General features: G+C 68.2%; 26 protein-coding genes. 10 read left to right on the top strand and 16 right to left on the bottom strand.

The window, feature by feature from the left end; genetic code table 11:
* Nucleotides 1–3 precede the first annotated feature (3 nt).
* Together F0U63_RS25980 and F0U63_RS25985 are read left to right on the top strand one after the other, a co-directional pair.
* Nucleotides 4–1,641 (top strand): methyl-accepting chemotaxis protein, encoded by a 1,638-nt coding sequence (locus tag F0U63_RS25980; RefSeq protein WP_395833474.1) that lies wholly within the window; start codon nucleotides 4–6, stop codon nucleotides 1,639–1,641.
* Between the two features lie 153 nt (nucleotides 1,642–1,794).
* Complete coding sequence (locus F0U63_RS25985) at nucleotides 1,795–2,175, top strand: hypothetical protein (protein ID WP_395833476.1); 381 nt, start codon at nucleotides 1,795–1,797, stop codon at nucleotides 2,173–2,175.
* Nucleotides 2,176–2,367: 192 nt separating this feature from the next.
* On the opposite strand, the gene F0U63_RS25990 is transcribed toward F0U63_RS25985, so the two are convergent.
* The 3 genes from F0U63_RS25990 to F0U63_RS26000 form a co-directional block, all read right to left on the bottom strand.
* A complete protein-coding gene (locus tag F0U63_RS25990) occupies nucleotides 2,368–2,589 on the bottom strand; it encodes a hypothetical protein (RefSeq protein ID WP_395833478.1) in 222 nt (73 codons plus the stop codon).
* A 271-nt stretch (nucleotides 2,590–2,860) separates the two neighbouring features.
* Nucleotides 2,861–3,469 (bottom strand): hypothetical protein, encoded by a 609-nt coding sequence (locus F0U63_RS25995; protein ID WP_395833480.1) that lies wholly within the window; start codon nucleotides 3,467–3,469, stop codon nucleotides 2,861–2,863.
* A gap of 79 nt (nucleotides 3,470–3,548) precedes the next feature.
* Nucleotides 3,549–4,175 carry a VOC family protein gene (locus F0U63_RS26000; protein ID WP_395833482.1) on the bottom strand — a complete coding sequence of 209 codons (627 nt, stop codon included), beginning with the start codon at nucleotides 4,173–4,175 and terminating at the stop codon, nucleotides 3,549–3,551.
* A gap of 105 nt (nucleotides 4,176–4,280) precedes the next feature.
* Here F0U63_RS26000 and F0U63_RS26005 point away from each other — a divergent pair, with 105 nt between their 5' ends.
* Nucleotides 4,281–5,171 (top strand): LysR family transcriptional regulator, encoded by an 891-nt coding sequence (locus tag F0U63_RS26005; RefSeq protein ID WP_395833484.1) that lies wholly within the window; start codon nucleotides 4,281–4,283, stop codon nucleotides 5,169–5,171.
* A gap of 81 nt (nucleotides 5,172–5,252) precedes the next feature.
* Here F0U63_RS26005 and F0U63_RS26010 read toward each other — a convergent pair whose 3' ends face one another.
* Nucleotides 5,253–5,990 carry a superoxide dismutase gene (locus F0U63_RS26010; RefSeq protein WP_395833486.1) on the bottom strand — a complete coding sequence of 246 codons (738 nt, stop codon included), beginning with the start codon at nucleotides 5,988–5,990 and terminating at the stop codon, nucleotides 5,253–5,255.
* A 248-nt stretch (nucleotides 5,991–6,238) separates the two neighbouring features.
* Nucleotides 6,239–6,373, bottom strand: coding sequence for a hypothetical protein (locus tag F0U63_RS26015; RefSeq protein WP_395833488.1), 135 nt, complete (start codon nucleotides 6,371–6,373; stop codon nucleotides 6,239–6,241).
* On the opposite strand from F0U63_RS26015, the gene F0U63_RS26020 reads away from it, so the two are divergent.
* Together F0U63_RS26020 and F0U63_RS26025 are read left to right on the top strand one after the other, a co-directional pair.
* Nucleotides 6,372–7,199, top strand: a complete 828-nt coding sequence (locus F0U63_RS26020) for a hypothetical protein (RefSeq protein ID WP_395833490.1) — start codon at nucleotides 6,372–6,374, stop codon at nucleotides 7,197–7,199. The two genes, F0U63_RS26015 and F0U63_RS26020, sit on opposite strands and share 2 nt — an antisense overlap.
* A 204-nt stretch (nucleotides 7,200–7,403) precedes the next feature.
* The gene (locus F0U63_RS26025) at nucleotides 7,404–8,618 is read left to right on the top strand and encodes a cytochrome P450 (RefSeq protein WP_395833491.1); all 1,215 of its coding nucleotides are present in this window, start codon (nucleotides 7,404–7,406) and stop codon (nucleotides 8,616–8,618) included.
* A 21-nt stretch (nucleotides 8,619–8,639) separates the two neighbouring features.
* Here F0U63_RS26025 and F0U63_RS26030 read toward each other — a convergent pair whose 3' ends face one another.
* A complete protein-coding gene (locus F0U63_RS26030) occupies nucleotides 8,640–9,725 on the bottom strand; it encodes an aldo/keto reductase (RefSeq protein ID WP_395833493.1) in 1,086 nt (361 codons plus the stop codon).
* Between the two features lie 90 nt (nucleotides 9,726–9,815).
* On the opposite strand from F0U63_RS26030, the gene F0U63_RS26035 reads away from it, so the two are divergent.
* Entirely contained in the window at nucleotides 9,816–10,223 is a 408-nt protein-coding gene (locus F0U63_RS26035) for a MarR family winged helix-turn-helix transcriptional regulator (RefSeq protein ID WP_395833495.1), read from the top strand.
* A gap of 49 nt (nucleotides 10,224–10,272) precedes the next feature.
* On the opposite strand, the gene F0U63_RS26040 is transcribed toward F0U63_RS26035, so the two are convergent.
* The 4 genes from F0U63_RS26040 to F0U63_RS26055 are packed head-to-tail and all read right to left on the bottom strand — an operon-like array spanning nucleotide 10,273 to nucleotide 12,142.
* On the bottom strand, nucleotides 10,273–10,467 hold the full coding sequence (locus tag F0U63_RS26040; RefSeq protein ID WP_395833497.1) for a DUF6891 domain-containing protein: 195 nt from the start codon (nucleotides 10,465–10,467) through the stop codon (nucleotides 10,273–10,275).
* Nucleotides 10,467–10,706: a hypothetical protein gene (locus F0U63_RS26045; protein WP_395833499.1), complete on the bottom strand. Its 240-nt coding sequence runs from the start codon at nucleotides 10,704–10,706 to the stop codon at nucleotides 10,467–10,469. Before F0U63_RS26045 ends, F0U63_RS26040 begins: the two co-directional genes overlap by 1 nt.
* Nucleotides 10,707–10,723: 17 nt before the next feature.
* Nucleotides 10,724–11,353, bottom strand: coding sequence for an ankyrin repeat domain-containing protein (locus tag F0U63_RS26050; RefSeq protein WP_395833501.1), 630 nt, complete (start codon nucleotides 11,351–11,353; stop codon nucleotides 10,724–10,726).
* 3 nt (nucleotides 11,354–11,356) lie between these two features.
* Nucleotides 11,357–12,142 carry a hypothetical protein gene (locus tag F0U63_RS26055; protein WP_395833503.1) on the bottom strand — a complete coding sequence of 262 codons (786 nt, stop codon included), beginning with the start codon at nucleotides 12,140–12,142 and terminating at the stop codon, nucleotides 11,357–11,359.
* Nucleotides 12,143–12,781: 639 nt separating this feature from the next.
* On the opposite strand from F0U63_RS26055, the gene F0U63_RS26060 reads away from it, so the two are divergent.
* The 3 genes from F0U63_RS26060 (at nucleotide 12,782) to F0U63_RS26070 (ending at nucleotide 15,920) form a co-directional block, all read left to right on the top strand.
* Nucleotides 12,782–13,630 (top strand): MBL fold metallo-hydrolase, encoded by an 849-nt coding sequence (locus tag F0U63_RS26060; RefSeq protein WP_395833505.1) that lies wholly within the window; start codon nucleotides 12,782–12,784, stop codon nucleotides 13,628–13,630.
* A gap of 14 nt (nucleotides 13,631–13,644) precedes the next feature.
* A complete protein-coding gene (locus tag F0U63_RS26065; protein WP_395833507.1) occupies nucleotides 13,645–15,216 on the top strand; it encodes a sigma 54-interacting transcriptional regulator in 1,572 nt (523 codons plus the stop codon).
* A 107-nt stretch (nucleotides 15,217–15,323) separates the two neighbouring features.
* Nucleotides 15,324–15,920: a TetR/AcrR family transcriptional regulator gene (locus F0U63_RS26070; protein WP_395833509.1), complete on the top strand. Its 597-nt coding sequence runs from the start codon at nucleotides 15,324–15,326 to the stop codon at nucleotides 15,918–15,920.
* A gap of 38 nt (nucleotides 15,921–15,958) precedes the next feature.
* Here the strand turns inward: F0U63_RS26070 and F0U63_RS26075 are convergent, their stop codons facing one another.
* From F0U63_RS26075 to F0U63_RS26100, 6 genes are all read right to left on the bottom strand, one after another.
* Nucleotides 15,959–16,282, bottom strand: a complete 324-nt coding sequence (locus F0U63_RS26075; RefSeq protein ID WP_395833511.1) for a 2Fe-2S iron-sulfur cluster-binding protein — start codon at nucleotides 16,280–16,282, stop codon at nucleotides 15,959–15,961.
* A gap of 35 nt (nucleotides 16,283–16,317) precedes the next feature.
* Nucleotides 16,318–17,568, bottom strand: a complete 1,251-nt coding sequence (locus tag F0U63_RS26080) for an NAD(P)/FAD-dependent oxidoreductase (protein ID WP_395833513.1) — start codon at nucleotides 17,566–17,568, stop codon at nucleotides 16,318–16,320.
* 83 nt (nucleotides 17,569–17,651) lie between these two features.
* On the bottom strand, nucleotides 17,652–18,554 hold the full coding sequence (locus tag F0U63_RS26085; protein ID WP_395833515.1) for a hypothetical protein: 903 nt from the start codon (nucleotides 18,552–18,554) through the stop codon (nucleotides 17,652–17,654).
* Nucleotides 18,555–18,698: 144 nt separating this feature from the next.
* Nucleotides 18,699–20,579, bottom strand: coding sequence for a serine/threonine-protein kinase (locus F0U63_RS26090; RefSeq protein ID WP_395833517.1), 1,881 nt, complete (start codon nucleotides 20,577–20,579; stop codon nucleotides 18,699–18,701).
* The gene (locus F0U63_RS26095) at nucleotides 20,579–22,264 is read right to left on the bottom strand and encodes an adenylate/guanylate cyclase domain-containing protein (protein WP_395833519.1); all 1,686 of its coding nucleotides are present in this window, start codon (nucleotides 22,262–22,264) and stop codon (nucleotides 20,579–20,581) included. The genes F0U63_RS26090 and F0U63_RS26095 overlap by 1 nt, the downstream gene beginning before the upstream one ends.
* Nucleotides 22,265–22,365: 101 nt before the next feature.
* The gene (locus tag F0U63_RS26100) at nucleotides 22,366–23,322 is read right to left on the bottom strand and encodes a hypothetical protein (protein WP_395833521.1); all 957 of its coding nucleotides are present in this window, start codon (nucleotides 23,320–23,322) and stop codon (nucleotides 22,366–22,368) included.
* A gap of 96 nt (nucleotides 23,323–23,418) precedes the next feature.
* Here F0U63_RS26100 and truD point away from each other — a divergent pair, with 96 nt between their 5' ends.
* The gene (gene truD, locus F0U63_RS26105; RefSeq protein ID WP_395833523.1) at nucleotides 23,419–25,014 is read left to right on the top strand and encodes a tRNA pseudouridine(13) synthase TruD; all 1,596 of its coding nucleotides are present in this window, start codon (nucleotides 23,419–23,421) and stop codon (nucleotides 25,012–25,014) included.
* The last annotated feature ends 52 nt before the right edge of the window (nucleotides 25,015–25,066 follow it).

Consider the following 25,066-nt stretch of genomic DNA (forward strand, 5'->3'; position numbering starts at 1 on the left):
GCCATGCCCTTGCTGCGCCGATTGACGGTCCGTCACAAGCTCTCGCTGCTCCTCGTCATCATCCTCGCGGTGTTCGTGACGAGCCACCTGGTCCAGGAGTCCACGCTGGACCGGTTCCAGGTCGGCGGTCCCGTGCACCAGGAGCTCAAGCTTCAGGCGGAGACGTACGACACGGTCCAGGCCCTGCTGGGAGAGCTGCACGCCGCGCGCGCGGTCCTGCACCTCATGCTCGCGCCCTCCAGCGAGGACGGGGCGCGGCAGCTCGTCAGGCAGTGGGAGGAGATCGCCGCGGGCGTGGACGCGCGCTTCGAGCGAGCGCTGTCGGTGACGGATGCCCCGGATGCCCGCCTGTACGTCGAGGACGCGCGCGTGGCCTGGGAGGGGTACGCCCGGGCGGTGCGTACACGCGTCTTCGCCGTCTCCGAGGCGGAGCGGAGCCGGGTGCTCGCGGACTTCCTGGCGGGGGCCCACACGCGCCGCTACGCGCGGCTGGCCGAGCTGCTCGAGGCGGCGGCCAACAGCCTGCGCCTGCGCTCCAGCGAGCTGGAGTCCGAGGTGGCGCGCACACTGCGGCGGGCCCGGTGGGGACTCGCGGCGGTGGATGGGGGGCTCGGACTCTTCCTGCTCGTGTTCCTCGCCGCGGTGGCGCGCTCCATCACCCGGCCCCTGAAGGAGTTGATGGTGGCGGCACGGCAGGTGGAGAAGGGAGACCTGTCCTTGCAACTGGCCACTGCCGGCGAGGACGAGATCGGCCAGCTCTCGCGCATCCTCGGGCAGATGGTGTCGCACTTGCGCGAGCTGATGCTGGCGGTGCGCCAGGCGGGCCAGGAGATGGCCGAGGCGGTGGAGCGGCTGGCGAGCGCGGCGGACGAGCAGGGGCGCAGCATCGAGCGGCAGGCGGCGGCGGTGACGCGGACGAACGTGGTGGCCGAGGAGATCAGCCAGACCTCCGAGCTGGCGGAGCGGCAGGTGGAGGGCGTGCTGAGCACGGCCGAGCGGGCCGACGAGGTGGGTCGCTCCGGCATGGAGGTGCTGACCGGGAGCCTGCGGGGCATCCAGGAGCTGCGCGGACAGTTCGATGCCATCGCGCGGCACGTGGTGGAGCTGGCCGAACACAGCGTGAAGGTGTCCACGCTGACGGAGACGGTGCGGGACCTGGCCGAGCAGAGTCACGTGCTGGCGCTGACGGCGGGCATCGAGGCGGCGCGGGCGGGGCCGGAAGGACAGGGCTTCCGGGTGGTGGCGGTGGAGATCCGCTCGCTGGCGGACCGCTCGGTGAAGGAGACGGTGGCGGTGCGCGAGCAGCTCAGGCGCTCGAGTGGAGCCATGCGCAACACGGTGGCCATCACCGCGCAAGGCCGCGCCCGGATGGAGGCGGAGCTCGAGCAGGTGCGCACGGGAGGCGAGCGCCTGGAGGAGCTCACCCGGATACTCCAGGAGTCGAGCATCAGCCTGCGGAGCATCGTCGGGGTGGTGAAGCAGCAGCACCAGGGCCTGGGGCAGATCTTCTCGGCGGTGAACGAGCTGTCACGCACGACGGACAAGGCGGTGGTGTCGGTGGCCGCCATGCGCCAGTCCGCCGAGCAGCTGCGCAGCACGACGGCGCGGTTGACCGAGGCCCTCTCGGGCTTCCGGTTGTGAGCCTTGGCGCGTGTTCGTTCCTCGAGGCTCACCGAGCATCTCGCGCCGTGGGTTGATCCATGACGGTCGCGTCGGATCAATCCCTTTTCGCATGAGCCCCGGGCCGCTCACGACGCGGGGCATCATCACTTCCCCTCGCGGAGAGAACATCCAATGAAGAAGAACCTGCGAATGCTCGTGTGTCTTGTGGGTGGTGCCACGCTGTTCGGCATGGGGTGCGGTGGAGCGCCCGAGGAGACGACGGAGGAGACGCCTCGGCCCTCGGACTCGCAGCAGCCCACGGCCGAACCGGAGCGCGGGGTCCATCAGCAGGCCGTCTACATGGTCTGCTGGGGCGATCTCGGCGTCTACTCGTCGCCGTCCACGTCCAGCCTGCTCCTCGAAACCCTGCATTACGGCCACCACTTCGACACGAACAGCCAGGTGTTCTGGTCGAATGGTGAGTACTGGGTCCGTGGTTATCCCACCTGCCCCAGTGGCTATGTCTGCAACCACATCGGCGATATGTACGTTCGCTGGGCTGGGCTCTGCTAGCAGGGCGCGACGAGTCACCCTGCGGCACACCGTCCGCCTACTCACAGCCGCACGAGCAGCTCGCGGAGGATGGAGCAGCCCTGCCGGAAGTCCTCCAGCCGGGCCTGCTCGTTGGGCGCGTTCCAGCTCACGCATGAAGTCCGCCACCTGCTCGCGCACGGCCATCATGCCGTGGAAGGAGTCACTGACCTTTCAAGTCCGTACAAGCCTGAAGGCGACGGCGAATCCCAACAAGGCGAACACAGCCGCGAAGCTTACCAGCAACCACTCAGCAGGGCCCGAGTGACCGGCGAGCTCAAGACCCAGCATTCCTTCGAGCTTCCAAAATACCGGTGTCAGCAACGCGCATACGACCAGGCCGATGATGGCTCCGAAAAATGAAAACAGGGCACTTGGAAGAAGTCGTTTCAGCATTTGACTGACCGCTCCTTGACGGATGTCTGCGCGTGAGAAGCACGTCTATCACCCGAGCATCGGCCGGTGTGATGGGCCCGTGGTGTTTTCTCGTGCCGCGCTGGCCCCGCCATTGGGCTCCCCCACGCACACCGGGGCGCTGACTTTCCGGTTCAGACCCCAGCTATCCAGGACGAAGCCGTTGAGTCGGCTACGGATGTAGTAGCCGCCTCGCCACACGCGGTGGAGGGTGACGCCCCTCGCTCGGCGGTGCGTCTGAAAGCGGAGCGTCTCAGTAGGCCACGACGGTGGGAACCGTGGTGCTGGTGAAGAAGTCCGGATAGGTGGCGATGTAGTTGGAGCCGCTCCCGGTCTCGATCGGGATGGTGCCGTCCTTGTTCCCCTGAACCTGGAGGGTGGTGCCATCGGCCAGGATGGACATCTCCCCGAGGGAGACGTACGACAAGCGGAACCCGTCAAGCGCCACGATCGTCGTGGAGCGCACCACCGAGAGCGTGTCCGGCGTCAGGTGCAGCAACTCCAGGTATATGCCGGAGGAGCCGCTCGGCGAGTACCGGTACGTGTAGCTGACGGCGACCCCGAGGTCGTTCGCGGCAATCGACAGGTCGGGCTCCGAGTACGAGCCCGCGAGCACCACACTCGCGCTCGGCCATGGGCACGTGGGGGAGGCCTGTCGGGTGATCACGGGCTCGAACCGGGGCGGATGCGAGCTCGAGCTCGCCTGCTGGTGGGTAATGGAGAAGGCGCACCCCCGTGAGGTGGCAGAGGTCAGCGCGGTGGAGTCCGTAGCGGGCTCGAACGGCTCAGCGGGGGTGGTCACGTCACAGGCGGAGAGCAGGAGGGCGACAGCGAGGGAGGCGGTGGATTTCACGGGATGCATGGTTTTTTCCCTTGTCATGTGGCAAGCGTCAATACGGCTGAGTCTTTCAATGAGTGCTGTTTGAGCCAGATGTTCCCGCTCAATTGGCTGGATGCTTCGGGGACCAAAGCTTCACCGGTGCCCGCTTCTCGTAGGCTTTCCCTTCTGGAGAGCCCACCAACTCCATCTCAAGACCCCATGGAGTGAAGAAGTGGACCCATGTTTCGCCTGACGTATCGCCCGAAGTCATTGTCATCGGCTCCCCCACCACGGTGATGCCCTTCGACTTCAAGTAGGCAACCCCCGCCTTGACATCGTCTGTATAGAAAGCAAGGTGGTGGCCACCCAGGTCTTCATGATCCGATGGGGTTGTTTTCCCTTTTGAGCCTTCATACTCGAAGAGCTCGATATTGGAGCCGTGACCGCAGCGAAGCATCTTGATCGTCACGCTTTTCGCTCTGGCTGGGATCTGCGTCTTCCGGTCGTTCGACAAACTGTTCGTCATCGCAACGGGACCGATTTTCGTCACGGCGACACAACCGAATATCTCAGAAAAGAATTTTTCAGCCTCGCGCATGTTGGGAACCGTGATTCCGACGTGATCGATTCCGGCTGATTTGATTCCAGGCATCTGCGCCTGGGCAGTTGACGTCAGTGCGAACGCCACGACGACTGAGAAGATTGGATTTCTAGACTTTGCGTTCATTCGTTGTGCGTTCGGCTGCATGTTCCGTTGATATCCACCACCCTATCGGAGCTTGAGGGGTTCGATAAGGCGCCATAGAGTGAACGCTTTGTTTCTTGAGGCGAACAGTTTCCCAGGAGGAGCCAGGTGGATCTGAATGCGGTGATGATGTTCAATCGGGTCGTAAAGATCGGCAGTTTCTCGAAAGCCGCGGCGGAGCTTGGTGTCACGAAATCGACCATCTCGAAAAAGATCGCCGAGCTTGAGTCTCACTTGGGAACGACTCTTCTCAGACGAACGACCAGAAACATTCAGCTGACGGACATGGGAAAACAGTTTCACGAGCAGTCATCGAGAGGTTTATCAGAAATCAAAAAGGCGACCGAGCAGGCACAAGCAGCAGGCGCTGAACCTCGAGGGTGCCTGCGCATTACAGCTCCTTCCGATTTCGCGACGAGCATCCTCGCGCCGCTCCTCGTGGGATTTCTAGAGACATATCCAGAAGTCTCGCTCGAGATGATGCTGACCGACAAGATTCTCGATCTGGTGACTGACGACATCGATGTCGCAATCCGCATTGGCCCGATGCTGGATTCAACTCTGAGCGCGAAGAAAATCGGTCGAGATGTTTTTCATCTGGTGGCGAGTCCCGCGTATATCAAACGTTCGCCCCCTCTTCGGGATCCAGGCGATCTGAGAAGACACAACTGCCTGGTCTTTGTCCCCAAGCCCACCATGCGCAGTTGGCGGTTGAAATCCGGATCCTCGAGAACAACTTTCGAACCAGCGAGCAAGTTTCTCTCGAACAATGTGACTGCCGTGAAAGCCCTGGTGGTGCAAGGAGCCGGCGTTGCCCTCCTGCCTGTCTCTAATTGCCGGGAGGAGATCGAAGCAAAGCGTATAAAGGTCGTCATGCCGGAGTGGTCGATGGAGGACACACCCATTCATTTCGTGTTTCAGAAACACGGCTTCACGCCACCAAAGGTTCTGGTTTTCATCTCTTATATGGAAGAAAAGATGAGGCCGCTCTTCAGCTGATGCGAAAGCAGCAGCCCCATCGTGGGCGCGGAGAGGAGCCCCACCACCACCGCGTCACGCTGGAGGAAGGACGAGGCCCTCTCATGCCTTCAGCGCTGCATGGGCTTTCTGCGCGCGCTCGAAGCGGCGGTTGACCTCATCCCACTGGAGGTTCTGGAAGAAGGCGTCGATGTACTTCGCCGCCGCGGCACCGTAGTCGATGGCATAGGCGTGCTCGTACATGTCCATCACGAGGAGCGGCATCCCGAACGCGACGGCCTGGGTGTGGTTGCCGGACCAATAAGTCCGCAGCTCGCCGGTGTGGAGGTTGAAGTCGAGGAGGGCCCAGCCGCTGCCTCCAGAGAGACTCATGCCCGTCACCCGGAAGAGCTCCTCCCAACGGCCGAAGCTCCCATGCTCACGCGCGAGGGCCTTCTCGATGGCACCGCTGGCTTTCCCGTCGCCGCCCAGGTTCCCGAAGTAGTGCTCGTGGAGGATCATCGAATTGGTGAAGGTGAGCTCCCGCTCCTTCAGGCCGCCCACGAGGAAACCCGGCGTGTCCTTGCCCACCCGGGCGAGCTCCTCCTCCACCTTGTTGAGGTTCTTCACCGCGCCGCCGTAGTTGTTCTCGTGGTGCGAGCGCAGCAGCCGCTCCGACAGGCCCTTGAGCTTCGTGGGATTGAAGGGAAGCGGTGCGAGGGCGTGGCCTCCAGGCTTCAGCGGCTCGGCCGTTGTGGCGGGACCCGGCTTCTCGTTCTCCGTCACGGGTTTTCCACCGGCAACGGCCGTGACCGCGGGCGTCAGGACAGCGAGGGTGGTGAGTGCTTCGCGGCGATTCATGAGATCCTCCCGAAGGTGGGTGTCGAGTGCGGCAAGCGGGGCTTCGGGGGAATTGGGTGGATGAGCAGATGCCAATGTCCCTGCGCCCCCCCCGCGCCATGGCTCGGCTCCTTGAGTCGCTCCTGCCGGTGAAACAACAGAATCATGCCCTACCCGTCCGTGCATCAATTGATGCGAGGAAGAGTTCCCTCCCGTACAGGGTGGGTTCCCCCAAGGTTTCGGAATGGTCAGGCGCGGGCCACCTGGGTCTACTGGCGCTTGCGCCACTCGAAGGGCGGAATCCGGGCGGCCCCGGGGTGGTTGTCCCGGCCCAGGGCCGTTCCCATCATCAAGGACAGGTGTCTCCCCGGGCGACGCGCGGCGCGTCGGAAGGATGGACGCATGTCGAAGGACCAGCCCTCGAGTCCCGTGGCGACGCTCCGCCATCTGGCGCTATCGCTCGAACGCCTGGTCGCCCACGAGGCCGCGAAGGGCGTGGTGGGGGGCGCGGCGGACGGCTTGCGCAAGGAGCTGCCGGGACTCGACGCGCAACTGCGCACGATCGTCCAGGACGCGCTGACGGTGCTCGGCCGGCTGCTCCACGAGGCCGCCGAGCACGAGCGGGTGGACCCGGGGGCCACGGCACAGACCATGGCGGCCTCGGCCATGCAGGGGCTGTTGGATGTGCTGGAGCGGGAATGGCAGGACGGCGGCATGCCGATGCACTCGCTCGTCGAGAGGTTCAACCTCCTGCTGGACGAGATCATCGACTTCACGCACTCGCGCACGGATGAGATCCGCACGCCGAGGGAGCGCGCCCAGGCCATGACCGAGGCAGTGGTGGACGCGGCGCTGGGGCGGGTGCACGACGCGGTGCCGGTGTTCGCCGAGGACCTTCGGGCGGCGGGCCCGCTGGGGGAGGAAGTGGCATCAGCGGTGGGTCGAGGGCTCGTGACGGGCCTGGGCACGCAGCTCCAGAAGGACGCGGAGACGCTCGCCGAGCGCACGGCGGCCGCGGCGGTGCGAGGGGCGAGCGGGGCGCTGACGCAACAGGTGCGCGCCTGGAATCAGGAAGCGGATGCCCTGGCCGTGCGGCGGATGTCCCGGGACGTGACAGCGGGAGTGCTGGACGCGCTCGCGGAGCGCCTGCGTCGGCCCCTGCTGGCCGTGGCGAGCGCGGGCGGAGTCATGGCCCTGACGCTGCTGGCGGCGCGTTGGCGCCGGGCCTAGAGGGCAGCGGCCCTGCCCGACCCCCGCCTCGCCTTCGGCGGACTTCTTCGACATTCGCGAGCGCGTGTCGATTAAGCGGCACCCCGCGGGGGCTTGTTGGTTGTGACCCACTCGCCTCAATGACAAATCATCGCGGTCGCCGGTGAAGCACCGAAGCACGGAAAGACGATCTGGCGCGGCTCCTTCCCACCTGGAGAGTCCCTCTTGAGCACGAACAACCCTCGCTATGACCTGTGGGCGCCGCGGACGCGCGCCAACCCCCTGCCCCTCTACGCACGCATGCGGGAGGAGGCGCCCGTGGTCCGGCTGTACGATCCCCATCTGCGGACCCCCGTGTGGGTGGTGACCCGCTACAAGGACGCGGTGGAGTTGGTCCGCGACTCCCGCTTCACCAAGGACATGCGCAAGCTGTCCGCGGAGGCCCGCGATCGTCAGGCGCGCTCCGACGCGATGGAGGCGATCAACCAGCACATGCTCATGGCGGATCCGCCAGACCACACGCGGCTGCGCACCCTCGTGTCCAAGGCCTTCACCCCACGCCGCGTGGAGGAGCTGCGCTCGCGCGTCACCGCCATCACGAACGAGCTGCTGGACGACGTGCGGGCCCAGGGCTCCGTGGATCTGCTCGACGCCTTCGCCTTCCCCCTGCCCATCACCGTCATCGCCGAGCTGCTCGGCGTTCCGGTGGAGGACCGCGAGCAGTTCCGCGAGTGGACGAACATCGTCATCAACCCGCCCATCAATGGAGACTTCGCGCCCATGCAGAAGGCCGGCATGGAGTTCATCCAGTACTTCCAGAAGCTGCTGGAGCGGCGCCGGGCCGAGCCTCGGGACGATCTGCTCACCGCCCTCATGTCCGTGGAGGAGCAGGGAGACCGGCTCTCGCCCCTCGAGTTGATCAGCATGCTGTTCCTGCTGCTGGTGGCGGGCCACGAGACGACGGTGAACCTCATTGGCAACGGGGTCTGGGCGCTGCTCCAACACCCGGAGCAGTTGGCGCGGCTGCGCGCCAACCCGGCCCTCATCGAGCCGGCGGTGGAGGAGATGCTGCGCTACCGCGGCCCGGTGGAGACCACCACCCAGCGCTGGGCCCTCCAGGACACCGAGTTCCATGGCCACGTGATTCCCGCGGGAGAGCCCATCCTCGCCTCGCTGATGTCGGCCGACCACGATCCCGAGCAGTTCCGCGACCCGGAGCGGTTCGACATCGGCCGAGAGCCCAACCGGCACATCGCCTTCGGCTTCGGCATCCACTTCTGCCTGGGCGCCCCCCTGGCCCGGCTCGAGGCCACGGTCGCCATCAACCTGCTGTTGGAGCGCATGCCCCGCCTGCGCCTGGCGGTGGACCCCGCCGAGCTGCGCTGGCGTGAGGGCATCCTCGTGCACGGCCTCCAGCGCCTGCCCGTGAGCGTGGATTAGGAGGGAGTGGGTGCCCCTCCGTCAGTAGGGCTTGTCGCCCTTCTCGATTCCGAAGGCGGACGGAGGCGCGTAGGTGCCGTTCACCGTCGTGCCCCCGTTGTGGATGGAGGGGAACATCGGCTGCATGTTCTGCGGGAACCCGAACGCGGGCTTCGTGAGCGAATCGAGGCGGCCCAGCTCCTCGGCCGTGAGCTTCACGTCCACCCCCTTCACGTTGTCCTCGAGCTGCGCGAGCCGCCGCGCGCCAATGATGGTGGACGTCACGCCCGGCTGCGCCTGCACCCACGCCAGCGCCACGCGCGCCACGGTGCTCTCGTGCGCCCGGGCGATGGCCTCCAGCACGTCCACGACGGCGTAGGTCCGCTCGTTCAGGAACGGCTCCAGGAGCATCCCCCGTTCACCCTTCTGCTGCCCCGTGTTCGCGCGCGTGTACTTGCCGCTGAGCGCGCCGCTCTTGAGCGGTGACCAGGGCGTGATGCCCAGACCGAACTCGCGCGCCATCGGCACGAGCTCCTGCTCCACGGTACGCTCCAGCAGCGAGTACTCAATCTGCAGTCCGACGAACGCCGACCAGCCGCGGAAGCGCGCCAGCATGTTCGCTTCGACGATCTTCCACGCCGGCGTGTCGGAGACGCCGAGGTAGCGCACCTTGCCCGCGCGGACGAGATCCTCGAGCGCGGCCATCGTCTCCTCGATGGGCGTGTGCACGTCCCAGTTATGCAGCCAGTACAGGTCGATGTAGTCCGTCTGCAGGCGGCGCAGCGAGTTCTCGCACGCCGAGATGATGGACTTGCGGCCGGAGCCGCCGCCGTTCGGGTCCCCCGGGTAGAGGTTTCCGCTGAACTTGGTCGCGATGACCAGGCGGTCGCGCCGGTCGGGGTGGCGTCCGACGTGGTCTCCGATGATCTTCTCGGAGTGGCTCTTCGTGTAGAGGTTCGCCGTATCGATGAAGTTGCCGCCGAGCTCGATGTACCGGTCGATGATCCGCTGGGACTCCTCGACGCTGGACCCCCAGCCGAGGTCTTCCCCGAACGTCATCGCACCAAGGCACAGCGGACTCACACGAAGGCCCGAGCGGCCGAGCGTCACATAATGATCAAGAGGCATGAGGGCTCCAGGGGATGTGCTACCTTGGGTCGGCCAGATGATTCAGCCTTAAACCAATTTAATTTTGAACCATTTCCCGCGCAACGGACCATGTCGAAAATCGACCCGGCGAAGATCTGGTCACTGAGCTACCGCCTGCTGATGTCGGTGATCTCCCACGTCACCCCGGACGTCTCCACCTTGGGGGTGGAGACCAAGGAGTTGTTCGTGCTCGCGGCGCTGGAGGAGCACCCCTACCCCGCGGAGTTGGCGGTGACCCTGAGCATGCCCAAGCCGACGGTGACGGTGTACGTGAAGCGGCTCGAGGCCGCGGGCTTGGTGAGCCGGGAGATCGACGCCGCGGACATGCGGCGCCACCGGCTGCGGCTCACGCCCGCCGGGCGCAAGGTGATGAACCAGGGCATGAAGCTGTTGTCGGACGCGTTCGGCGAGCGGCTCGGCCGCCTGAGCGCCGCGCAGCAGGAGGAGCTGCGGATGTTGCTGGAGAAAATGGGTTGATCGTGTAGAGCCCGCGCGCCTGCTCCCCCACCTGACCTGCCTTCAGCTGTCAGGCGCGGGCCACCTGGGTCCACTGGCGCTTGCGCCACTCGAAGGGAGGAATCCGGATGCGCTCCCCGACGGAGCCGTTCCACTCCGTCCTCACCCCGTGGCGCCCGAGCACCTCGCACACCTCCCGGGCGATGGCGAGGCTCGTGGCCTCGTGCTTCGCGGCGTCTTCCTCGTAGGCACCGAAGGCCAGCATCAGCCCCTGGCCCGCGACGCATCGCTCCAGGTCCTGGCCATGGTAGAAGACCGCTGCGCCTGGAAGAGCATCCGGGCGTGCGCGTCCAGCGTCTCCACCAGGGCCCTGTCGGACTCGCCCAGCTCGTCCTCCACCCACGGCTCGAGCTCCTCGAGCAGCTCCTCTTCGTCCTCGAAGCCGCCGCGTACCGCGCACTCGACGCGGGCGAGCAGGTGCTCGCGGGAATCATCGTCGCTCATGCGCGGGTACTCTACCTCTACGGGTTGCGGCCCTGCGCTCCCCGGAGCAGTTCGAATGCGGCGTCCCATATTTGGGAATCGGATGCACCGCGCGGCGGCAGGCGGTCGCGGGCGGGCCGGTCGTCCTCGTCCGGAGCCTCTGGATCGGCGCCCGCGTCGAGAAGCAGCCTCATCATCGGAATGTCCAGCCGCGATGCCGCAAGCCCGAGCGCAGTGTATCCGGCCTGCCCGCCCCATTCGTTGATCGTCCTGGCGGCCCCCGCGCCCAGGAGGAGAGAGGCGATGCCTAGATCGCCCACGCCCGCGCACGCCCGCAGCGGCGTGTCCCCTTCGCTGCTACGCACGTTGGGATCAGCCCCCGCCTTCAGGAGCGCTTCGACTGCCGCCTGCTGGCCTTCGAAGACCGCCACCAACAAGGGGCTCACGTCCCGCCCGACGTTCCATGCGTTGACGTCCGCGCCGTGCTCAAGGAGCGCCATGAGCACGTCGAGCCCGCCTCTCTCTGCGAGTTCGTTGATGGCCACATGCAGCGGACGCAAACCCGGCCACTGCGCCTGCGGCTCGTTCGGATCGGCACCACCGGCCAACAGCGCCTTGACCCGGGACGCATCGTGCTGTTCGATCGCTGAGAAGAGTTCTTTCGACATAGCTCATAGCTCCGCCATCGGATGACCAGGGGCGCAATTCTGGTCTTCAAGCTTCCTGGTATTCGCGAAGGCCTTCTCTATTTCGGTGATTGCGTTCTCATGGCTCGGGTCGGGCTTGCCTCCAAAGCATTCTTTCTGAATCTGCCACCGCTTCTCCAGGAGCTTTTTCTGAGCTTCAAGACGCTGCCGGATCCTGGAGCACGGCACCTTGGCCATCTTCTTCTCGTTCCATGATCCGGGCGACTTCGGATCGAGGGGTGGGACTGACCGGTTGAGCAGATCCTTCTCCTCCTGAAGCTCGTCGAGCCGGCTGTTCTTGCAGGTCTGATCCGCGTGGCGGGGGACCCGGTCGTACTCCTCCACGTTGGTGTAGTTCCTACCCGTCGCTGGATTGGTCTTTTTCCGCCAATGGGTGGGAGCCGTGACCGCCGCAACCGGGTCCGAATCAACGTCCGGCACGACCTCCTCTGCCTCCTGACGCTCAAATTCCTCCATGAGCCGCCGCGACTCCTCCGCTACGTCCAGCAGCCGCGCCTCGTACTCCCGCTGAGCGTCGACCCACTCCGGGCGACGGTCGATCTCCGACCCGGCGGTGCTGACGGGATAGAGCAGGACGAGGCCCACCAGCAACGGGCCCACCCGTGGGAGGAATTCAGCCAACGTCCTGGCGCGTCCCGCCTGCGCGACCCCTTCTGCCCCCCTCATCACCTCGGCGGCTTGCCCGCTCGCTTTCGCGGCGCGGGAGAAGCGCTCGAAGGCCCGTTCCGCCGTGGTGAGCTTGCGGTCCAATTGTTCCCACTGACGCGGCTCGATGTCTTCGCGAGCCCGAGACAGCATTGCCCTGGCCTTGTCCAGGTCCGCCTTTCCAATCCACGACCGATCCGGTGTCGGCTCCATCGGCGCGGAAACGAGCCGGATGCGCGGGCCCGAGGTGGGAGTCGACGCGAAGGAATGGGGCCGTGGCATCGACTGCGGGGCGGGCGCGCTAGCGCAGGCTGAGGCAAAGAGCAGAAGTACAAGGCACGCTCGGAAACGCATGGCTACGTCCTCCGATTGAGTCAGGACCTATAGGGTCCTGGAGGGGCCATTCGGAGTATGGAAGCGCGCCCCGACAGCAAGGGACGAGCGCGCGGGGGGAGCGGCACACGGCAGCCGCAGTTCGGGCCTGTGGAGGGCTCCAGGGCGGTAGCGGTGCCAGCGGGCAGAACCCCGGCACCGGGGAGCAAGCTGCACCCCTCCCCATGGGCGATCCGAATCGGCGCGCCCGCCCCATCCCGGTGCTCCGGAATGGAGCGCCCGCCCTCCAGACAGGCCTGGGATTCCCAGCAACTCCGGCCATTTGGCCTTGGCAGGGTCCTTGCTCTGACCAGGGAACGTCCAGGGCGGCCCCGCACGGGAGCGCCCACGTTTTCGCGAGGAGGAGCCGTCATGGAAGTGCGTTTCTACGGAGTCCGGGGAAGCATCGCGGTGTCGGGGGCGCACGCGGCGGGCATTGGCGGCAACACCTCCTGCCTGGAGGTGACGAGCCAGGGGCACCGGCTCATCCTCGACGCCGGCACGGGCATCCGCGCCCTGGGCGAGGTGATGATGCGCGAGGGCGCGCCGCGCAAGGCCACCCTCTTCTTCTCGCACCTGCATTGGGATCACGTGCAGGGCTTCCCCTTCTTCGCCCCGGGCTACCTGCCCACGACGGAGCTGGAGCTGTATGGCCCGGGGCCGGACGGGGACTCGGCGCTGGCGTCGGTGCTGGCGAAGCAGATGGAGCCGCCCAACTTCCCCGTGCCCCTGTCCACCATGCGCGCACGGATGGCGTTCCGCTCGGCGCTGCATGGCCACACGGTGGAGGTGGGCCCCTTCCGCGTGACGCCCTTCGACTCCCCCCACCCCCAGGGGTGCCTGGCCTACCGCGTCGAGGCGGATGGCCACTCCTTCGTCTACGCCACGGACATGGAGATGTCGCTCGCCACGCTGGACGCTCGCCACGCGCGGTGGATGGAGGGCGTGGACGCGCTGTGCATGGACGCGCAGTACACCCCGGACGAGTACAACGGCTCGCGCGGGGCGCCTCGCAAGGGCTGGGGCCACTCCACCATGGTGGACGCGGCCCAGGTGGCCCAGGCCGTCCACGCCCGCCGGCTGCTCCTCTTCCACCATGACCCCGCCCACAACGACGAGCAGGTGGAGGCCATGGCCGAGGAGGCCCGCCAGTACTTCGCCGCCAGCGAGCCGGCTCGCGAGGGCAAGCGCATCGTGCTCGGGGCCGGGGCGCACGCATGAGCCAGGAGGGACACATGGATTCGCCTTGCGCTAGTCTGCTGTCCCGCTTCGAGCTGCCCCCCCTTCCCTTCATGGCCACCTCCCCGGACGTCAGTCAGGTGCTGCTCCCCCTCGGCGGACTCGTCGGCCGCGAGGTCGATCTCGATGCCTTCCTCCAGACGCTGGTGGATCGCATCGCGGTGACGATGCAGGCGGACCGGGGCACGTTGTGGCTGTTGGATCCGGCGCGCGACGAGCTCTTCTCACGCGCGGCGCACCTGCCCGAGGTGTCTCAAATCCGGGTGAAGCGCGGCCAGGGCGTGGCGGGCTCGGTGGCCCAGCACGGCGAGCCCGTCAACATGCCCACCCCCGGTGGGGAGAGCCGCTTCTTCGCGGACATCGATCGGCTGACGGGCTACCGCACCACGACGAACCTCGCGGTGCCGCTGCGAGACACGGGCGGCACGCTCTACGGCGTGTTGCAGGTGCTCAACCGCCGCGGCGGCGAGCGCTTCACCGAGGACGACGTGCAGCGGCTCCAGGCCATCGCCACCCAGGTGAGCCAGGCGCTCCAGCGCACCAGCCTGTACCAGGAGCTGCAACGGGCCAAGGAGCAGCCCCACGCGCCGGTGGGCTACTTCTTCAACCGCATCATCGGCGAGTCCGAGCCGCTCAAGGTCATCTACCGGCTCATCCAGAAGGCGGCGCCCACGGACGCCACGGTGCTGCTGCGGGGCGAGAGCGGGTGTGGCAAGGAGCTGTTCGCCCGCGCGGTGCATGTGAACGGGCCGAGGCGCGACAAGCCCTTCGTGAAGGTGGACTGCGCGGCGCTGCCCGCCACGCTGATCGAAAACGAGCTGTTCGGCCACGAGAAGGGCGCCTTCACGGGGGCGGACCACCGGGTGCCGGGCAAGTTCGAGGCGGCCGAGGGCGGCACGGTGTTCATCGACGAGATCGGTGAGCTGCCCCTGCCGGTCCAGGGCAAGCTGTTGCGCGTGTTGCAGGATCGCGAGTTCGAGCGCGTGGGTGGCACGCAGACGTTGAAGATGGACGTGCGCATCGTCGCGGCGACCAACCGCGACCTGGCCCGCATGGTGGCCGAGGGGAAGTTCCGCGAGGACCTGTACTACCGCATCAAGGTGGTGGAGCTGGTGTTGCCGCCCCTGCGCGAGCGGGGCGGCGAGGACATCGAGCGGCTGACACGGCACTTCATCGCGTCGGCGGCGCGGCGCCACCGCCTGCCCCAGCCGAGGCTGAACGCCCTGGCGCTCGAGCGGCTCAAGCGCTACCGCTGGCCGGGCAACGTGCGCGAGCTGGAGAACTGCATCGAGAGCGCGGTGGTGCTCAGCGAGGGGGAGATCCTCGAGGAGCACCTGCCCCTGCCCAAGGTGGTGGACGCCGCTTCCGCCCCCCCGCCCACCGAGCCGCGAGCGGTGGACGGCGAGCCCGGGAACGTGTTGCCGCTGGCCGAGGTGGAGAAGCGGCACATCCTGCGCGTGCTGGAGCTGGTGAAGGGCAACCGGACGGCGGCGGCCAAGGCACTGCGGATCGGCCGCAACACGCTGGGCCGCAAGCTCAAGGAGTACGGGCTGTCCGACGAGGGCTGAGCCCATGCGTGGCGGGTTGCAAGCCCGGTGGGGCGCGGCTACACAGGCCGCCCTGCCCCATGCCCAAGCCACCGAACAGACAGGCGCGAGGCGCTCCTGTCCCGCCCATGCCGACAGAGCCCGCGCCGGTGGATCCGCGCGTCCACCGCAGCCGCGCCATGCTCCGCGACGCGCTGCTCGGACTCATCCGTGAGCGGGGCTTCGACACCATCAGCGTGCAGGACATCACCGGGCGCGCCCGGCTCAACCGCAGCACCTTCTACCTGCACTACCGTGACAAGGACGATCTGCTCACGCAGATCATGCGGGACATGCTCTCCGAGCTCGCGCTCAGGAGCCAGGAAGTGAGCGCGGGGCCCGACCTGCTCCAGCATGCGCTGGTGGAGTGGTTCCGGCACGCCGCCGAGCACGCCGAGCTGTATCACCTCATGCTCGGCCAGAGCGGCATGCGCGCCTACTCGGTCCAGCTGCGCAACATCCTCGAGCAGCTCATAGCGCCTGGCCTCACCACCAGCGCCCATCCCCGGCTCGAGGGGGTGCCCGCTTCCACCCTGAGCCGCTTCTTGATCTCCGCCTATATGGGCGTGCTCGAGTCCTGGCTGGATCGGCGCTCACCCGATTCCCCCGAGGACATGGCGCGCTGGTTGTGGGCCCTCACCTCCTGTCTGGAGACCCCGTTGACCAGCACGCCGGGAGCGACCTGAGCGGAAGTCCGGGATGCGCACGAGCCACGCCTACAGGCTCACTCGGTCTGGGAGACGGGAAGACGGACGACCAGTCCATCCAGCTCGGGGGTCACCTTGAGCTGGCAGGTCAGCCGGCTGTTGGACTGGAGGTGGTAGGCACAATCGAGCATGGTCTGCTCGATCGACTCCGGAGGCGGGAACCTGGGCAGCCACTTCTCATCCACGTAGGCGTGGCAGGTGGCGCAGTTGGCGAATCCCCCGCACTCCGCGACGATTCCGGGCACGAGATTGTCCATCGCCGCCTGCATGACGGACTGGCCCGTCTTGGCCTCGACGACGTGCTCGGTTCCATTGAACTCGATGAAGGTGATTCGGGGCATGGGCTTCTCCTTGGGGTTGCTTCAGCGCGGGGGCGCTACACGGCGCACTGTGCGAGCGGAACGCTCTCGTCCGCGAGGCGTTGGGCATCCACGGGGGTCCGGCTCGAGACCATCTTCCGGGCCGCCATGAAGTCCGCGGGCCGGCCAATGACATCCGCGGCGAGGATGCGGCCGTCCTTGAGATAGAAGGCCGAGAAGGTCCGGTTCTCGATGGAGCCGCGCGTGACGCACCGCTCGTAGCCCGTGGACAGCCCCACCATCTGCAGCTTCAGGTCGTACTGCTCCGACCAGAACCAGGGCGTGGCGGTGGAGGGCTCCTGCTTGCCCATGAGCGTGGCGGCGGCGACGCGCGCGTGCTCGAGCGCGTTGGGCACGGACTCGAGGCGCACCCGGGTGCCCGTGTAGGAGCTGGGTTGGTTCGCGCAGTCGCCAATGGCGAGGATGGAGGGATCGCTCGTGCGGGCGTACTCGTCCACGACGATGCCGTTGTCCACGGCGAGCCCCGCCTGGGCGGCCAGCTCCGTGTTGGGAATGAGGCCGATGCCCACCAGGACGAGATCCGCCTCGAGCGCTTCCTCCGCCCCACCGTGGGTGAGCTTCACCCGGCGCACCCGGCGCTGGGACTCATCGAGTTCGAAGCCCTGCACGCCCGCGAGCTGCCGGAAGTCGACGCCGTGTCCGCGATGGATGGCCTCGATGAAGGAGGAGACCTCCGGGCCGGTGACGCGGGCGAGGATGCGGGGGGCGGCTTCCACCACCGTCACGCGCAGCCCGAGCTGGGTGGCCGCCGCCGCGACCTCGAGGCCCACGTAGCCGCCGCCGATGATCACCAGGTGGCGTCCGGACACGAACTGGCCGTGCATCGCCTCCACGTCGGCGATGGAGCGCAGGGAGAACACGTTCTCCAGCCGGGAGGTGTCGACGCCCGGAAACGACAGCAGGCGCGCCCGGCCGCCCGTGGCGAGCACGAGCTTGTCGTAGCGCAGCCGGCTGCCCTCCGAGAGGAGGACCTCGTGCGCGTCGCGCTCGATGCGCTCCACGCGGGTGCCGAGCTTGAGCTCGATGGAGAAGCGCTCGTAGGTCGCCTGGGGTTTGAGGTGGAGCTCGTTCCGGCCCATCTTCCCGAGCAGGAACCCCTTGGACAGGGGGGGCCGCTGGTAGGGCAGGTGCGCCTCGTCCCCCACGAGGACGATCCGCCCCTCGCTGCCCTGCTGCCGCAGGCGCGTCGCCAGCTCGCCTCCGGCCTGTCCAGCACCCACGATGACCACCGTCTCGCCGCTCTTCATCGATTGCACTCCTCGCGGGCCAGGCCGCGTCGTTGGCGACCTGGATGATGTCGCATCACGAAGCGTGGAGCACAACCGACAATTCAGCCCGCGAGCACCCAGGCGGAGGCCACGGTGAGCCCCCCCGCCGCCGCGAACAGCTTCCAGGCCCGGCGCGACAGGTGCGTCCCGGTGCCCTCGGCCGCGTCGCCGAGGATGACCATCGCGGGCCCGCCCTGCCGGCCGCGCAGCTCATACCCGCCCGCCACCGGACCGGACCGCAACTCCCCCACCACCAGACACTCCTCGCCGAGCTTGCCCACCCGCTCGTACGACAGCGCCTCCTCGGGGGGCGCCCCTTCCACGGGCGCGTCCAGTCCCGGCCCCACCTCGGCGGGCCGTCCCACCAGGCAGGGCCGCACACGCAGCGGCGCCAGCACGAGCCCGGGCGAGAAGCTCAACGCCGCCTCCGTCTTCTCCCCGCGCATGCGCACCACCGGCGCGGACGCCCGCTCCACCGACAACAGCGAGCCCTTGCCGCCACCGGGCGTCACGCCGCGCAGCTCCGCCTCGTAGAAGGCGCACACCACGCCGCTCGGCGACGTCACCTGATCGCTCGCCGCGAGCCGGCCCCGGTACACCCCCCAGCCCGGCGTCTCACCCCGGCGCAGCGCCTCCACGCCCTCGTCGAGGCTCCGGGGCGCCTCGGCCCGCAGCGCGTCCGCGCGCACGCGAATCCGCGACCCCACCACCGCCAGCCCCGCCGCGACCATGAGCAGTCCGACGCCCAGTGCCTGGCGGAAGACGGCGGAAGACACCCACATGAGCGGGCCCGCGCCGTAGCGCAGCGACAGGAGCGCGAAGCACCCCGCCAGCAACCCCAACCACGCGAGCGGCGCGCGAGGCAGCGAGGCCCTCACGTCGCCGCGACTCCAGGAAACCGCCGCCACCATCAGCGCGCCCAGTCCCGCCGCGCAAAACGGGGCCAATGCCCACCGCAAGTCCATGGCTCCCCTGCCCCCAATCCACCCCGGCCCACCGTCCCGCACGGGCCTCGACCTCGCCAAAAGTGCGGACGCGGCGGGCCGCCGACAAGGGTGCCCGGGTGGCCGCCCCCCCTTGCCAGGGGGCCACCGTTCGCCACGGGCGCGTTACTCCGGCGGGGTTTCCGCCAGCGAACGATCCGACTCCTTCCGGGCCTGGAGGCCTCGGACCACCAGATCGTCGAAGGTGCAGACCAGGTTGCGGCACCCCAGGGCCACCTTCGCCGAGCGCCCCTGGAGTCCCTCCAGGTACTTGTGCGCGAAGGGCTCACTCTCACCGTTGAGGTAGGCGGCCACCTCCACGCCGTCCTTCTTGCGCTTGAGCTGGAGCTTCACGCGGAAGGGGCCCTGGGGAACGGGGGTCTCGTCCTGCACCAGGTCGGCCACCTCCTGCGCGCTGTTGCCCACCACGTCGCGGCCCTCGGGCGTGGTGTAGCGCCAGCTCAGGCGCATGCCCGTGCCGGGGATGGCATAGACGGACACCTGCAGGCCGGTGACGCGAAAGGACAGCTCGGCGTAGTGCTGGGCGTCCGCCTCCTCGGGGTAGCCGCGGCCGAGCGCGCTCGCGCTCATGAGCACCTCGGCGGAGAAGTCGTCGCTGGAGAAGTAGCGGCGGGCCAGGTAGGCGCGGGGGATGAGCTGCCCGCCCCCGGCGTCGTTGCCGCCCTGGATGGCGTGGAGCTGTCCATTCTCCAGCGTCCACGTGCCCGCGTGGGCATTCACGTTCTCCTCGCCCCCGACGAAGTCCACGCCCAGGCGCACCCGCCCGTCGGCCAGCTCCTCCAGCACCGAGCTGACGAAGAGATCACCATTGGTATTGGCGGGCCAGGGCTTGGGGCTGGGCACCACGCGCAAGACCCGCCCGAACACCAGCTTGTCCTCGCCGAACGGCAGGCCCACGGGCGTGTCCGACAGCCCCCTCACGCCGTAGGCGAGCACGGCCAGCGCGCCCATCACCGAGAGCGCCGCGCGCACCCGCCGCCAACCCGAGCGCAGCCGGTTGCGCTCCGGGCCGAGCGGCGCGAGCGCGGGCCCCGTGGACGACACGTTGCTGACGAGCGCCTCGAGCATCCGGCAGACCTCGGAGGCCCGCGCGGGGCGCGCCTCGGGCTCGGTCTCCAAGAGCCGCTCCACCACCGCGTCCACGCGCTTGTCCAGTCCGGGCACGCGCTCGGACGGCAGGCGGAAGCGCCCCACCGGCACCTCGCCAGTGAGCATCTCGTAGAGCATCACGCCCAGCGAGAACAGGTCCGCGCGCCCATCCACGTTCTTGGCGTCGCGCCGCTGCTCGGGCGCCATGTAGTTGAGCGTGCCCATGGCCACGGACGTGGCCGTCAGCCGCTCCGTGGAGTCGGGCCGGCGGATGCCCGCGAGCCCGAAGTCCGCCACCTTCACGTGCCCGCGCCCATCCACCAGGATGTTCTCCGGCTTCAGGTCGCGGTGGATGATGTCCTTTTCCTGGGCGCACTCCAGGGCGCGCGCCACCTGGAGCGCCACGCGCAGCGCCTCGGGCGGGGACAGCTCGTCCATGACGTCGCGCAGCGAGCGCCCCTCCACGTACTCCATGACGAAGTAGTAGTGCTCGCCCGCCACGCCCCGGTCGATGATCTGCACGATGTGGGGATGGCTGAGCGTGGCGAGCGCGGTGGCTTCCTTGTCGAAGCGCTGGACGAACTCGGGATCCTTGGCGAGCCGCGGCGGCAGCACCTTCACCGCCACGCGGCGGCCCAGCGACATCTGCCGCGCGAGCCACACCTCACCCATGCCGCCGCGGCCCAGCACGCGCAACAGCTCGTAGCCGGGAACCGCCAGCGTGCCGCCCACGAAGGTGCTCTCCAGGTTTCCCTCCTCGGCTCCGGGCGGAGGGGCCGCCGCGCGCGAGGCCCGCACGAGGAAGCGGGTGCCGCAGGCACACGACACCTCCGCCCCCGCCTGGAGGGAGCCCACCTCGTGCGTCCGCGCGCAGTTGGGACAGTCCTGGGTCGCCATCAGTCGTGGTGGGTGTTGGTGATCTCCAGGCCGAGCACCCGGTAGGGCTGGACGCCCTTTTCCTTGCCCTTGACCTGGGTGACGGGCAGCGGCTCCACGTCGAAGCCGGAGCCGGCCTTCTTCACCGTGCTGTCGTTGGCCACGACGTCGCCCCCGCGCGCGAGCCCACACAGGCGCGAGGCGGTGTTCACCGTGTCGCCGATGGCGGTGAACTCATGGCGCTCGGTGCTGCCCATGTAGCCGACAACCGCCTGGCCGGTGTTCACGCCGATGCCCACCTCGATGGGCCGCTTGCCCGCGGCGATGCGCGTGCCGTTGAGCACGTCCACCGCGTCCTGCATCTCCAGCGCCGCGCGCAGCGCCCGCGCCGCGTCGTCCGGGTGGCTGGAGGGCGGACCCCAGACGGCCATGACGCAGTCGCCGATGAACTTGTCCAGGTTGCCCTCGTGGCGGAACACCACGCCGGCCATGAGGGTGAAGAACTCGTTGAGCATGCTCACCACCTCCTGCGGAGACTCGTTCTCCGACAGGGTGGTGAAGCCGCGGATGTCCGCGAACAGGCAGGTGACTTCCGCCAGCCGGCTCTGGCGCAGGTCCTCCGTCTCGCCGCGGATCACCGCCTCGGCCACCGCGCGCGACAGGAAGCGGCTGAGCTCGGCGCGGGTGATGGCCTCGCTCTGCACCTGCGCCGCCAGGGCCGCGTTCTCCAGGGCGATGCCCGCCTGGGCGGAGATGCCCGAGAGGATGGTCAGGTCCTTCTCCGAGAAGGCGTTGGTCTGCTGGCGCGAGTCGAGGAAGAGCACCGCCTCCAGCTTGCCCTTGGACAAGAGCGGCACCGCCATGGCCGAGCGGATGCCCTGCGCCACGATGCTCTCCGAGGAGGAGAAGCGCTCGTCGATGATGGCGTCCGCGGTGAGCACCGCCTTGTGCGTCTCGGCCACCTTCTGCAGCACCGTGTCGGACACCATGACGTTGTCCGGCCGGCCGTGGCGGTGCTTGACGGCCACCGGCACGGTGAACTGCCCGTCCGGGCCCGCCTTGAGGATGACGCCGTGGTCGGCCGCCAGGAGCTGGAAGGACACCGAGAGGATCTGCTCGAAGAGATCCGCCTGCTTGCCCTGCTGACTCACCTGGCGGTGGAACTCGTAGGCGGTGCGCAGCTTCTCGTACTCGCGCTTGAGGGTGGCGAGCTCCTGGATCTGCTCGGCGGGCCGGAAGTTCTGCGGCGGCCCCTGCTGATCCATCTGCGCGAGGAAGGCGGGCACCGAGTGCGACTGCGCCACCACCGTCACCCGGGGCGAGCGCGACATCGTGCCGCCCAGGCCCGAGGACAGCGGGGCGGCCACGCCCGGGGACTCGCCGGAGTAGAAGGTGAGCTTGGTGGCGCCCACGCTGATCTCGTCCCCGTCGCGCAGCTTCAGCTCCGAGACGCGCTTGCCATTGACGAAGGTGCCGTTGGAGGAGCCCAGGTCGCGCAGGACGTACTCGCGGCCCACGCGCTCGATGGTGGCGTGCTCCTTGGAGACCTCGCGGTCCACCAGCCGCAGCGTGTTGGAGGGGTGCCGGCCCAGCGTCGTGAGCTGGCCGAGCGAGAACTCGCCGGTCGTCCCGTCCGGAAACCGCCCCTTGAGATGCGGCCCCCGCGGACCCGCGGTCTTCGAGGATGGAGGGGAACCTTGACTCACGCGCGCCACCTCGACGCTCCGGATTCCGACGTCACCTCCGGGACACTACCAGACCTCCCGGAGCACCGGAACGACTACGAACGCCTGCCTGGAGGGTCAGCTCAGAGGAAACTTTCCGGAGTTCCCGGGCTCTGGGGGTCGGAGTGGGCCCGGGAGCCCAGGGGGAAGGGGTTCTTGATGGCCAGGCCCACCGCGGGATAGACGATGACGCCCCCGAGGTCGCGCTCCCGGCCGAAGAGGACGGGACGGCAGGAGCTGTAGCCGGCGGTGAGCTCGGCGAAGAGGTGCACGTAGCGGAAGCCCAGGGCGAAGCCCACGCTGGCACCCACGAAGTGGCTGGACACCTGGGCCGGCAGCCGCACGTCGAAGCCCGACACGTCCTGGCCCGAGTTCGAGTAGTCCACCAGCCGCGAGTCCAGCGAGGTGCTGCTGTAGATGTACTTGGGCGCGCCGTACAGCTTGAAGATGTCCCCGAGATCCAGGCTCAGGTAGATGGGCACCTCGAGGTCCCACCGGGAGAACTCGTCGATCTGGACGATCTCCAGGGCATCCAGCACGGGGCTCTTGAAGAGGTGGCGGGAGAGGCCCACGCCGAGCGCCAGATCATAGGACTTGCGCTGGTAGTCCGGCAGCGAGTCGTCCTCGGGATCTCCCCCGTGCGCGAGCCGCAGCTTGCCGTCGAAGCGCAGGGAGGTGGAGCTCAGGCGCAGGCCCACGTCCAGGGAATGGGAGTCGAGCAGGCCGGCGCGCACCATCAACTCGTTGGAGGCGCCCGGAGGGGCCACCGCGAGCGCCAGGCCCACGCCGAGCAACCGCTGGGCGTCCTCCTCCGGCAGTTGGTAGGACTCGCCGGACTGGACGGCCCGCTTGATGGCCTTGCCCTGGGCGATGCCCTGTTCGAGGAGGGTGCCGAGCTGGCCCACCGGCGCGAAGGCGCCCGTCGCGCCGGACACCTGGAACTGGCCCCGGGCGAGGGGTTTGGCCGTCTGCATCGTGGAGAGCGTGGACGCGCAACCGGTGGCTGTCAGCAGGGCGAGCAGGAAGAGTGGAAGTCGCATGAGGGGAAGCGCAGATTACGCCGCCGCCCGCCCGATTGTCAGGCCGCCCCCCTTCACTCCTTCCACTCAGGGTGCTCCGGCTGTTAAGGGAGCCCGGTGCGAATCAAGCAGAAACCCGAGGATTTCTCCGTCAAGGAGTCCTACCGCTTCGACGAGGTGGCGAGCGGTCGTTACCGCGTCTACCTCATGGACAAGCAGAAGCTGTCCACCTTCGACGCGGCCAACCGCCTGCGCGAGGCCTTCGGCCTCAAGCCCGGCTCCATCTCCTACTGCGGCCTGAAGGACAAGCAGGGCCGCACCGAGCAGCTCATCGCCGTGGACGGCGCCGACGTGGACATGCAGGAGCCCGACCTGCGCCTGAAGTACCTGGGGCGCTCGGACAAGGCCTTGTCCGCGGCCAACATCACCTCCAACCGCTTCGCCGTCACCGTGCGCATGTTGACGCAGGAGTCCGTTGGACCGCTCAACGTGGCCGCCGCGGAGATCAACCGCCTGGGCGTGGTGAACTACTTCGACAGCCAGCGCTTCGGCTCGCTCAAGCACGGCCAGGGCTTCATCGCCAAGGATCTCCTGCGCGGGGACTTCGAGGCCGCGCTGCACAACTACCTGGCGCGCCCCTCGGAGCTGGATCGCTCGGAGGACGCCAAGGTGAAGGCCTTCTGGCGCGACAACTGGGGCAAGTGGGACGCGCGCGTGCCCTTCGAGGGCAGCCGCAAGTACCACCGCATCCTCAAGTCCCTGCGTGAGCACCCCGGCGACTGGGTGCGTGCCTTCCTGCAGATCGAGGCGGACTACCGCGCGATGCTGCTCTTCACCTACCAGAGCTACCTCTGGAACGAGGGCGTGCGGCGCTACCTCCAGGTGCTGCTGCCGCGCGAGAGCCTCTTCCCGATGAAGTACCAGGCGGGCACCCTGCTCTTCCACCGCGACGCGGACCCCGAGACGCTCAACACCCTGCGCGCCTCCACCTTCCCGCTCGTCGCCCCGGACACCCGCATCGAGGATCCGAAGGTGAAGCAGGCCATGGACTGGGTGATGGGCCGCGAGAAGATCGCCTCCTTCGAGGATCTGCGCGTGCGCGAGGCCCCGCGGATGCTCTACTTCAAGCACGAGGAGCGCCCCACCGTCGTCGTGCCCCACAAGCTCGTCATCGGCCGCGTCCAGAACGACGACCTCAACCGGGGCTTCCTCAAGGTCAACATCGCCTTCACCCTGCCCCCCGGCGCCTACGCCACGCTCGTCATCAAGCGTCTCTTCCACTTCGAGTACGAGGAGGAGAGCGCCCAGAAGATCCGCGAGGGCTGGTACACGCCGCCCGAGGAGCGGGAAGAGGAAGGGCCGGCTCCCCGTGGACCGCGCCGGGCCTCCGCTGGCGATGCCCGTCCCCCCCGTGCCGCGTCCCGCGGTGCCGCGCCCGCCCGCCGGGGCTCCGCCGACGACGCCCGCGCCCCCCGCGCCCCGTCCCGGGTCGCCACGCTCGCCGCCACGCCCGCTGGCCCGGCCGCCCGGCGCTCGCCGGCTTCCGAGCCCACTGGCAACCGGCGCGCCCAGCCCCGGGAAGCCGCCGCGCCCCCGCCCGCCCCCACGCCCCCCACCGGTTTCCGCGAGCGCCAACGGCTGAAGAAGACCGCCAAGGAGCAGGCGCGCCAGGAGCAGTCCGCCAAGCGCCCGGAATCCCGGAAGAAAAAATGATCCGGACCGCCGCCCACCCCGGCGGCGCAATCGGGGACGGGCGGGGGCGTAG

Origin of the sequence: Cystobacter fuscus (assembly GCF_044360685.1) — a bacterium.
GTDB classification, from domain to species: domain Bacteria; phylum Myxococcota; class Myxococcia; order Myxococcales; family Myxococcaceae; genus Cystobacter; species Cystobacter fuscus_C.

Bases quoted from the DNA above. Each gene is read 5' to 3' on its own strand.
- F0U63_RS26040 (WP_395833497.1), bottom strand. From the start codon at position 10,467: ATGCTGGCCTTCGGTGCCTACGAGGAAGACGCCGCGAAGCACGAGGCC.
- F0U63_RS25980 (WP_395833474.1), top strand. From the start codon at position 4: ATGCCCTTGCTGCGCCGATTGACGGTCCGTCACAAGCTCTCGCTGCTC.
- F0U63_RS26060 (WP_395833505.1), top strand. From the start codon at position 12,782: ATGGAAGTGCGTTTCTACGGAGTCCGGGGAAGCATCGCGGTGTCGGGG.
- F0U63_RS26015 (WP_395833488.1), bottom strand. From the start codon at position 6,373: ATGCGTCCATCCTTCCGACGCGCCGCGCGTCGCCCGGGGAGACACCTG.
- F0U63_RS26010 (WP_395833486.1), bottom strand. From the start codon at position 5,990: ATGAATCGCCGCGAAGCACTCACCACCCTCGCTGTCCTGACGCCCGCG.
- F0U63_RS26035 (WP_395833495.1), top strand. From the start codon at position 9,816: ATGTCGAAAATCGACCCGGCGAAGATCTGGTCACTGAGCTACCGCCTG.
- F0U63_RS25990 (WP_395833478.1), bottom strand. From the start codon at position 2,589: ATGCTGAAACGACTTCTTCCAAGTGCCCTGTTTTCATTTTTCGGAGCC.
- F0U63_RS26045 (WP_395833499.1), bottom strand. From the start codon at position 10,706: ATGAGCGACGATGATTCCCGCGAGCACCTGCTCGCCCGCGTCGAGTGC.
- F0U63_RS26065 (WP_395833507.1), top strand. From the start codon at position 13,645: ATGGATTCGCCTTGCGCTAGTCTGCTGTCCCGCTTCGAGCTGCCCCCC.
- F0U63_RS26020 (WP_395833490.1), top strand. From the start codon at position 6,372: ATGTCGAAGGACCAGCCCTCGAGTCCCGTGGCGACGCTCCGCCATCTG.
- F0U63_RS26100 (WP_395833521.1), bottom strand. From the start codon at position 23,322: ATGCGACTTCCACTCTTCCTGCTCGCCCTGCTGACAGCCACCGGTTGC.
- F0U63_RS25985 (WP_395833476.1), top strand. From the start codon at position 1,795: ATGAAGAAGAACCTGCGAATGCTCGTGTGTCTTGTGGGTGGTGCCACG.
- F0U63_RS26085 (WP_395833515.1), bottom strand. From the start codon at position 18,554: ATGGACTTGCGGTGGGCATTGGCCCCGTTTTGCGCGGCGGGACTGGGC.
- F0U63_RS26050 (WP_395833501.1), bottom strand. From the start codon at position 11,353: ATGTCGAAAGAACTCTTCTCAGCGATCGAACAGCACGATGCGTCCCGG.
- F0U63_RS26080 (WP_395833513.1), bottom strand. From the start codon at position 17,568: ATGAAGAGCGGCGAGACGGTGGTCATCGTGGGTGCTGGACAGGCCGGA.
- F0U63_RS26075 (WP_395833511.1), bottom strand. From the start codon at position 16,282: ATGCCCCGAATCACCTTCATCGAGTTCAATGGAACCGAGCACGTCGTC.
- F0U63_RS26030 (WP_395833493.1), bottom strand. From the start codon at position 9,725: ATGCCTCTTGATCATTATGTGACGCTCGGCCGCTCGGGCCTTCGTGTG.
- F0U63_RS25995 (WP_395833480.1), bottom strand. From the start codon at position 3,469: ATGCATCCCGTGAAATCCACCGCCTCCCTCGCTGTCGCCCTCCTGCTC.
- F0U63_RS26000 (WP_395833482.1), bottom strand. From the start codon at position 4,175: ATGCAGCCGAACGCACAACGAATGAACGCAAAGTCTAGAAATCCAATC.
- F0U63_RS26090 (WP_395833517.1), bottom strand. From the start codon at position 20,579: ATGGCGACCCAGGACTGTCCCAACTGCGCGCGGACGCACGAGGTGGGC.
- F0U63_RS26070 (WP_395833509.1), top strand. From the start codon at position 15,324: ATGCCGACAGAGCCCGCGCCGGTGGATCCGCGCGTCCACCGCAGCCGC.